This is a genomic window from Saccharicrinis sp. 156 (assembly GCF_050589685.1).
In the GTDB taxonomy this organism is placed as follows: Bacteria; Bacteroidota; Bacteroidia; order Bacteroidales; family Marinilabiliaceae; genus Saccharicrinis.
In genome coordinates this window covers 23841-32029 of sequence record NZ_JBNGOS010000016.1, presented here as the reverse complement: position 1 = coordinate 32029, position 8189 = coordinate 23841, and the positions used below count along the sequence as shown (strand labels likewise).

Genomic DNA, 8189 nt, shown 5'->3' with positions numbered 1-8189 from the left:
AACTTCTGTGAATGCAATATGTAAGTACAATATTTCATAAACAAAAAAGCGCCCAGGATGGAAGCTCCCGAACGCCTTAATCTTCAATGTGGAGAATATCGGAATCGAACCGATGACCTCTTGACTGCCAGTCAAACGCTCTAGCCAACTGAGCTAATCCCCCAAAATATTTTTACAACTTCATAACAATGTATTACGGGATTAGCGAAGTTGCCTGTCCCGATTGCTATCGGGAAGCTAATCCCCTTAATTGCGATGCAAATATAGTATTTTTTTAAATTGCCCAAATAAAAACAATAAATTTTCATGAATTTATTCAAGATGTAAAGTTAACGTGATTAGTCATATTGCGTCAATTTGAGTGAAATACGGTTTTTATGCTGAAAAAAAGAAATAAAAAAATGGGAGTTTTATAATAAAGTTCTATTTTTATGCACTCAAAAAAACAAATCGTATTACTTAGGATTAAAAATAATTGATTAACCACATAAAATGGTTATCTTTAGGCACCAAAATTTAATTTTATTATGGAAGTAAAAAAGTCTCCAAAAGCAGATCTTGAAACCAAAAAGCCGGTTTTCATGCAGATCGGTTTGGTAGTAGTTTTGGCTATTGTCCTTATCGCCTTTGAATGGTCTACAACAGATGTGGACGCCAGTCAGTTCGATATGATGGATGATGTTCAAGCGGAGGAGGAAATCGTTCCGATTACCAGACAAGAGGAAGTTAAACCACCACCACCACCACCACCACCGAAGGTAACCGATGTATTAAACATCGTGGATGATGATGTTGAGCTTGAAGAAGAACTTGACATTGAGGATACCGAGATTGATGAAGATACGGAAGTGGAATTCGATGTCTCACTGGAAGAAGAGGAAACAGATGATGCACCTGTGTTCTTTATTGTGGAAGAAATGCCGCAATTCCCGGGAGGTGACACAGAATTGAGGAAGTACATTGCCCAATCTGTTAAATATCCGGTAATTGCCCAGGAAAATGGTATTCAAGGACGTGTGTACGTGCAGTTTGTGGTTGGAACAGACGGTGCGGTTACTCAGGTAAAAGTAGCACGCGGGGTTGATCCTAACCTTGACAAAGAAGCCATCCGGGTGGTTCAGTCCATGCCTAAGTGGAAACCAGGAAAACAGCGTGGTAAGGCTGTGAAAGTTTCTTATACGGTACCTATCAATTTTGTGCTGCAATAAAATAATATTGATTGAATATTTCAAGAGGCATCTTTGGGTGCCTCTTTTTTTTGCTCAAAACTTAGCGATGGTCATGTCTGCAAAAAAGCGTACCTTTGTGCGTTTTAAAAATTACGATAAAGTTGTATTGTTTTAATGGGAGAACAAATATCCACACATAAGGAATTAGAAAAAGTTATTTTGGTTGGGCTTAGGACTCCGGGGATTTCAGAAGCCTTATTGACCGAATATCTGGATGAGCTAGCCTTTTTGGCAGAGACCGCCGGAGGAATACCGGTAAAGAGATATATGCAAAGTTTACCTATGCCTGACAACCGAACATTTGTGGGTAAAGGTAAATTAGACGAGGTGATGGAAGGTGTTAAAGTGTATGAGGTAGACTGTGTAATATTCGACGATGAGTTGAGTCCTTCCCAGCTAAGAAATCTTGAAGGATTGTTAAAGGTCAGAATACTGGACAGAACTAACCTGATATTGGATATTTTTGCCAAAAACGCAAAAACAGCCGCCGCAAAAACACAAGTGGAACTGGCGCAGTATCAGTACCTGTTGCCAAGGTTGACAAGAATGTGGACACACCTTCAGAAACAAAGAGGTGGTATGGGTATGCGCGGCCCCGGTGAAAAGGAAATAGAAACCGACCGTAGGATTATTCGGGATAAAATATCGAAGTTAAAGCAAGACCTGGTAAAGATAGACAAGCAAAAGTCGACCCAAAGAAAAAACAGGGGGAAGATGGTACGTGTGGCTTTGGTAGGTTATACCAATGTAGGTAAGTCAACGTTGATGAATACCATTAGTAAATCGACTGTTTTGGCAGAAAATAAATTATTTGCCACGCTGGATACCACAGTGCGTAAGGTTGTTGTAGGAAACCTGCCTTTTCTAGTAGCTGATACCGTAGGTTTTATTCGCAAGCTGCCTCACCATTTGGTAGATTCCTTTAAATCGACCCTGGATGAAGTGCGGGAAGCGGATATATTGGTGCATGTGGTAGATATATCTCATGGTGGCTTTGAACAGCAAATAGACATTGTAAACCAGACTTTGCAAGAGCTGGATAAAACGGAGAAAAAAATGATCATGGTCTTTAACAAGATTGATGCTTTCTCATATACGCCTAAAGACGAGGACGATTTGACCCCTAAGATACAGGTTAACTACTCGCTGGAAGATTTAAAGAAGAGTTGGATGGCAAAAGGGTTGGATACCGTATTTATTTCTGCGAAGAATAAGGAAAACTTGAACGATTTTAAGGAGATTATTTATAATGAGGTGAGGAAAATACATACGGCGCGATTCCCATATAACGATTTTTTATACCCAAATATCAATTTTGATGATTTGGAGATGACCGGGGAAGGGTAAGGTTTAACCATATTTTTTCAACGAATAAGCAGTTTGATTAAAACGGTTCCTTTCCTGATAGTGCTTTTTTGAGAAGCGGGAACCCTGATTTCTTGTTGTAAATCCGAATTTCCTTGTAAACAAAAAGAACTACCTTAAAATTAAATCAAGGTAGTTCAAAATTTTTAATGTTACTTTTTAATTTACTTAATAAGCAGGATCCTGAAACAATACGCCAGGTTGAAGATCGACCTGATCTTGCGGCAATGGCCAATATTCATTCTTATTTTCCACAAATGCAGCACCTGCAAGCCAAGGTATTCTGCCGTTTGCAGTTTCATTTGCCAGATAGCTGTTCATAACCTGACCAACAATGCCCCAGCGACGCAAGTCAAAGAAGCGCAATCCCTCTAAGGCAAATTCCAGGCGGGTTTCAAATTGAACTGCTTTTCGGGCATAATCTTGCGAAGGAAATGAAGGATATAAACCTAACATATAGTTAGCTGCAGGTTGGGTTTCATCAATAACCAAATCTACATCTGAACCAAAAGTATCATTCATCACTTTCCCCATAAGTATATCATCTGCAGCCCTCGATCTAATTTGATTAATCAAATCCCTGGCTACGTCCAATTGATTTTGCTCTACAGCTACTTCAGCCCTCCAAATAATCACATGCCCTAGGCGGAGTGCTCTATAATTATTGCCATTTACACCACGAGCCCAGTAACCTGTTGTAGATGATATGATCCCTTTATTTCGTTTATACCACAATACTTTTTTATTCAAGAAAGGCCCCATGGCAGCTTGATTTGACATCCAGTTACTTCCCCACATTGGTCCCCAATCCAAGAATGGCACACCTCTGCGTGCAATGGTCCAGTCAACCCTGGGGTCAAGTAAATGATTGGTTGGAGTAAAAGGTTCATTAAAAGCAACACCATAGTCCTCTAACAGTAGGTTATCGTTGTAGGTATCCAACATTGGCAAACCATCAGCACCTACTTTGTATGCATTAAAAAGGTCAAAGGTAGGCGCACTATACGAATACCCTAAGCCAACAATAGGACCAACGGGGTAAAGTGTCTGGTGATCGATACCGGAGTTGTGCACCCCTGCACCATCGTTTACGGAATATTGAATCTCAAAAATACTTTCGCCGTTGTTTTGATAGTCTTCATCGAAGTTATTATAGAAATGATCCTCTAGCTGAAAAGAACCATTATCAATAATGTCATCTAATAATGGTGCAGCCTCCGACCATTCTTCCTGAAACATATGGACTCTTGCTAATAAAGCCTTAGCTGCCCATTGAGAAGCTCTCCCTTTTTCTGTTAAATCAGTTTCAAGATCCGGAATGGCAGCCTCTAAATCCGCTTCAATATGATCCCATACTTCAACATCATTCTTTACATTAATGGGATCATCATTTTCGGTAATATATGGGATGTTCTTAAACTTTAACCGAAGCTGATAATAAAACCAGGCACGCAAGAACTTGGCTTGTGCTGCTATGTTACTGGCTTTTGAGGCCTCAATATTATCGCTTGCTAAAGAGAGAATACGTAAAACATCGTTTGCACGTGCTATTCCTTCATAATGTACACCCCAACATTCTTTGGTCCAAAGATTAGTTGTTTGTACCTGGAACATTTCGACATCGGTAATCCCAGACCAGCCACCTGGATTGTCTCCACGGTGTATGTCATCTGATGCTACATCTCCCCATATCCAATTCATTGGCGAAGCACCACCTGTACTGCCTGATGGACTTTCTCCCTGCATATAACCATCTACTGCGGCATAGGTTGCAATCAGAAGGGTTTCAATCCCTTCCTCGTTTGTTAAGATACTTTCATTAACCGTTCCCACAGGTTCTTCGGTGAGGAAGTCATCACATCCTCCTAGGGGTAAAATAGCCACAATGCATATCAGGGCTAAAAACAATATATTATATTTTCTTATTATATGTTTCATTGCTACGAATTTTTAGAATTATAATGTAATATCAATACCAAACATGAATTGTCTTGATACGGGCCATGATCCGATGTCAACACCCATGTTTATCTCATCTCCATTACCCGGGATTACTTCTGGGTCAAGACCTGAGTAACCAGTAATAGTAAATAGATTGGCGCCCATCACATAAAAACGTACATCTTGCAGCTTGATTTTTTCCGTGAGTGATTTTGGCAATGTATAGCCCAATTGAATATTCTGGAGGCGCAAAAAAGAGCCGTCTTCGACATAAAGCGTAGAGGCATTCTGATCAAAAAGGTTATCCTTTCCGGATGCCTTTGGCATGGTTGCCTTTGTGTTATCGCCATTTAAATATGGGCTTCCCCATGAGTTAAACAATCGTTCTTTAGAGTTTGGAGCCAGGAACAGGCCGTATTTCACATAACGATTTGTGTAATTGACCACGTCATTGCCCACGCTAGCGTATAGGGAGGCCGAAAAATCGAAATTCCTGTAGTTCACACCCAATCGTAAACTGGTGGTAAAATCCGGATGCGGACTACCTATGTATGTGCGGTCGGCAGCAGTAATTTGCCCGTCCGGGATCGGATTGCCGTTCGCATCGGTGTCTCCGGCGATATCCCTTACAATTAGATGCCCGGGTTCATTGTAGGTGCCATTTACGGCATGGGCATCGGCCTCAGCCTGAGTCTGGAAGATACCATCAATAATATAACCATAGTACTCTGGGAATGCGCGTCCTGGCTCAGTTCTGGTGTAAATTTGCCCTCTTAAGTCAGTACCCTGAATAAATTCATCCTCATTGCCCGATAATTTCTCTACTTCATTTTTATAATGAGAAACAGTGGCCGTAGCATTAAAACTTAAATCTTCGTTTACAATTTTATTATATCCCAATGTGATATCAAGTCCTGTATTCTTCATGGTTCCGATATTCACAGATGGGGCAGTTGCAGAACCAGCAACTAATGGGATTGCAATAGGGAATAACATATCTTCCGTTTTTTTCTGCCATATATCAATGGAGAAATCCAATCCACCCATAAATGTGGCATCAAATGCAATGTTGCTTGAGGTGGTGGTTTCCCATTTAGCGTCAGGATTACCTATAGCCGATAATTGATATCCCTGACTAATAATGTTATCCTCACCACTTATTGCGTAATAAGAATTACCCGGGTTTGAGCTATAACTGGAATAGCTATTATAGTTACCAATTTGGTCGTTACCGGACTGCCCCCAACTTGCTCTAAACTTTAAGTAGTCCAACCATCCTTCGGTTCCATCCAAAAAAGCTTCTTCGGAGAGGACCCAACCAGCAGCAATCGCGGGAAATATACCATATCGATTATTCTCACCAAAGCGTGAAGATCCATCCCTACGAATAGTAAAATCAAAGAGATATTTGTGATTGTATGTATAGTGCAATCGTCCAAAGGCAGAAAATAATGTCCATGCATATCCCGTACCTTCGTTCAATTGTGATTGTGCACCAGCATCCAATACTAAAAAGTTAGGATCTACTGAGAAGTAGTCTTGTCTGGAGGCAGTCATATCCCGATATGTTTTCTTGGTAGCCTCAACTCCTAATAAAACATCAAAACTGTGTGCACCAATTGTTTTTTCATAAGTTAAAGTATTAGTCCAGTTCCATAGTGTATTATTTCTGCTTGATTCCGACAGTGTAGTCATATCAACCCCTTGAATAAACTCAGGTTCCGGAAATCGCGGATTAAATACATTGGTAAGCTGAACATCATAACCTAATAAAGATTTGTATTTTAAGTCTTTAATCGGCTGTAATTCAACATAAAAGTTACCGGTAACACTATAATCTTTGATTTTGTCATCAGAATTCCGATCTAAATCAGCTAAAGGATTTTGCCATACGCCAATATCGCCAACAACTGAACCGGCATAATTTCCAGCAACGTCTCTAATGGGAACAAGAGGACTGGCCATATAGGTTCTGTTTATCAAATTCTCGCGATAGTTATTGGATTGATAACCATTCTTTTGACCGTATGTTGCTCCTAACCTCTGGCCAATAGTTAACCAATCGGTTAATTTTGTGTCGATATTTGACCTGATACTTAGGCGTTGAAAAGAAGTATATTTCAAAATACCTTCTTCTTCTAAATAACTTGCTGCAAATGCGTATTTGGTTTTTTCTGAACCTCCCGTTACTGAAAGGTTGAAATCCTGAATCGACCCATTTTGATATATAGCATCCATCCAATCTGTACCATTGGGATTTGAGCGTGTTATTGGATAGTTATTCTGGTCGTATAATGATAAGTCAGCACTGGCATCCCCTGCACTAGCTCCATTGGGGAATAAATAATAGTTTAACACAGGAGCATTTCCACTTCCAAAGTGCGTATCGGAAGGAGTTAATCCGTCATTCTGCATTTCCAACCATTTTAACTCACCTAGGAGCTGAGGATTAGTCATTACATCAAACTTGGAATCCGGGGCGCTAAAACCAGAACGAACACTAATCTCCATTTTAGGTGCCTGATTTATACGACCACCCTTTGTGGTTACAAGAATTACTCCACTAGCACCTCGCGAACCATATATAGCTGTTGAGGAGGCGTCTTTAAGAACTTCAACAGATTCAATTTGGTTCGGAGCTGGAGGATTAGCTCCAACAACACCATCGACTACCCATAATGGTTGGTTGTTATTGATGGTACCCATACCACGGATGCGGATGTCTGCTTCGGCTCCTGGTGTAGCAGAGCGAATAACGCGAATACCGGATGTACTACCCTGCAGCGCCTTGGTTACATCAGCGACAGGCTGCTCTTTTAGGTATTCATTGTTAACGGATGATACTGCTCCGGTTAAATCACTCTTTTTCCTTGTTCCATAGCCAATGGCCACCACTTCCTCAAGACCAATGGCATCTGCGACCATTACAACATTAATTGTTGATCTGTCACCAACAACTATTTCCTGTGCCACCATTCCAATAAAAGAGAAAACAAGTGTATTATCAGAGTTAAGGCCTGAGATAGAATAGTTACCATTTATATCTGTAATAGCACCGTTGGTTGTGCCTTTCACTACTACCGTCACGCCAGGTAAAGGCTGACCTGTATCATCGGTTACTTTTCCGGTAATTATTCCTTGATCCTGGGCAAACAATGTATAATTTGAAAGCTCTGAATTGGTTAATAAAATAAAACGATCTTTAACTTTATAATCGACCTCACTATCTCTAAAAAGTGCGTCTAATACATCGGTTACTTTTTTATTCATTAACTTTAACGATACTTCTCTTTTTACGTCAACAATCTTCTCGCTGTACATAAAATAAAATTCACTTTGCTGTTCGATATGATGCAAAACTTCTTTTACTGAAGTGTTCTGCATATCTACCGTAAGAACCGTTGTTTGCGAATATGAATCAGCAGCAAATACGCTAACTACTGAAAATAGGAATAAAAAGATAGTAAGGTTCATAATCCTGGCTGTTTTTTGTAGTCTGGGTATAATCCGTTCCCAGAAGAAACATTCATTTTTTTTCATACTTTTGTATTGTTAAGATTAGTAACTGCCCTGCAGTCGCATGCAGGGTAACTTAATTTAGCACAGGGAGATGTTGGCGCATTTTCCTGTGCATTTTTGCTGATTTTAATGGAA

The 8189-nt window shown here is 40.1% G+C and carries 4 protein-coding genes and 1 tRNA gene; 2 read left to right on the top strand and 3 right to left on the bottom strand.

Annotated features, from left to right (window positions below; all coding sequences use genetic code 11):
* Nucleotides 1-89 precede the first annotated feature (89 nt).
* A tRNA-Ala gene (locus ACRD64_RS11630) sits at nucleotides 90-163 on the bottom strand.
* Nucleotides 164-527: 364 nt separating this feature from the next.
* On the opposite strand from ACRD64_RS11630, the gene ACRD64_RS11625 reads away from it, so the two are divergent.
* The gene (locus ACRD64_RS11625) at nucleotides 528-1208 is read left to right on the top strand and encodes an energy transducer TonB (RefSeq protein WP_430933531.1); all 681 of its coding nucleotides are present in this window, start codon (nucleotides 528-530) and stop codon (nucleotides 1206-1208) included.
* A gap of 135 nt (nucleotides 1209-1343) precedes the next feature.
* A complete protein-coding gene (gene hflX / locus ACRD64_RS11620) occupies nucleotides 1344-2576 on the top strand; it encodes a GTPase HflX (protein ID WP_430933530.1) in 1233 nt (410 codons plus the stop codon).
* A 186-nt stretch (nucleotides 2577-2762) separates the two neighbouring features.
* On the opposite strand, the gene ACRD64_RS11615 is transcribed toward hflX, so the two are convergent.
* Nucleotides 2763-4532 (bottom strand): RagB/SusD family nutrient uptake outer membrane protein, encoded by a 1770-nt coding sequence (locus tag ACRD64_RS11615; RefSeq protein ID WP_430933529.1) that lies wholly within the window; start codon nucleotides 4530-4532, stop codon nucleotides 2763-2765.
* A gap of 18 nt (nucleotides 4533-4550) precedes the next feature.
* Nucleotides 4551-8075, bottom strand: a complete 3525-nt coding sequence (locus ACRD64_RS11610) for a TonB-dependent receptor (RefSeq protein WP_430933527.1) — start codon at nucleotides 8073-8075, stop codon at nucleotides 4551-4553.
* Nucleotides 8076-8189: the final 114 nt, after the last annotated feature.

Bases quoted from the DNA above. Each gene is read 5' to 3' on its own strand.
- ACRD64_RS11625 (WP_430933531.1), top strand. From the start codon at position 528: ATGGAAGTAAAAAAGTCTCCAAAAGCAGATCTTGAAACCAAAAAGCCG.
- hflX (WP_430933530.1), top strand. From the start codon at position 1,344: ATGGGAGAACAAATATCCACACATAAGGAATTAGAAAAAGTTATTTTG.
- ACRD64_RS11615 (WP_430933529.1), bottom strand. From the start codon at position 4,532: ATGAAACATATAATAAGAAAATATAATATATTGTTTTTAGCCCTGATA.
- ACRD64_RS11610 (WP_430933527.1), bottom strand. From the start codon at position 8,075: ATGAAAAAAAATGAATGTTTCTTCTGGGAACGGATTATACCCAGACTA.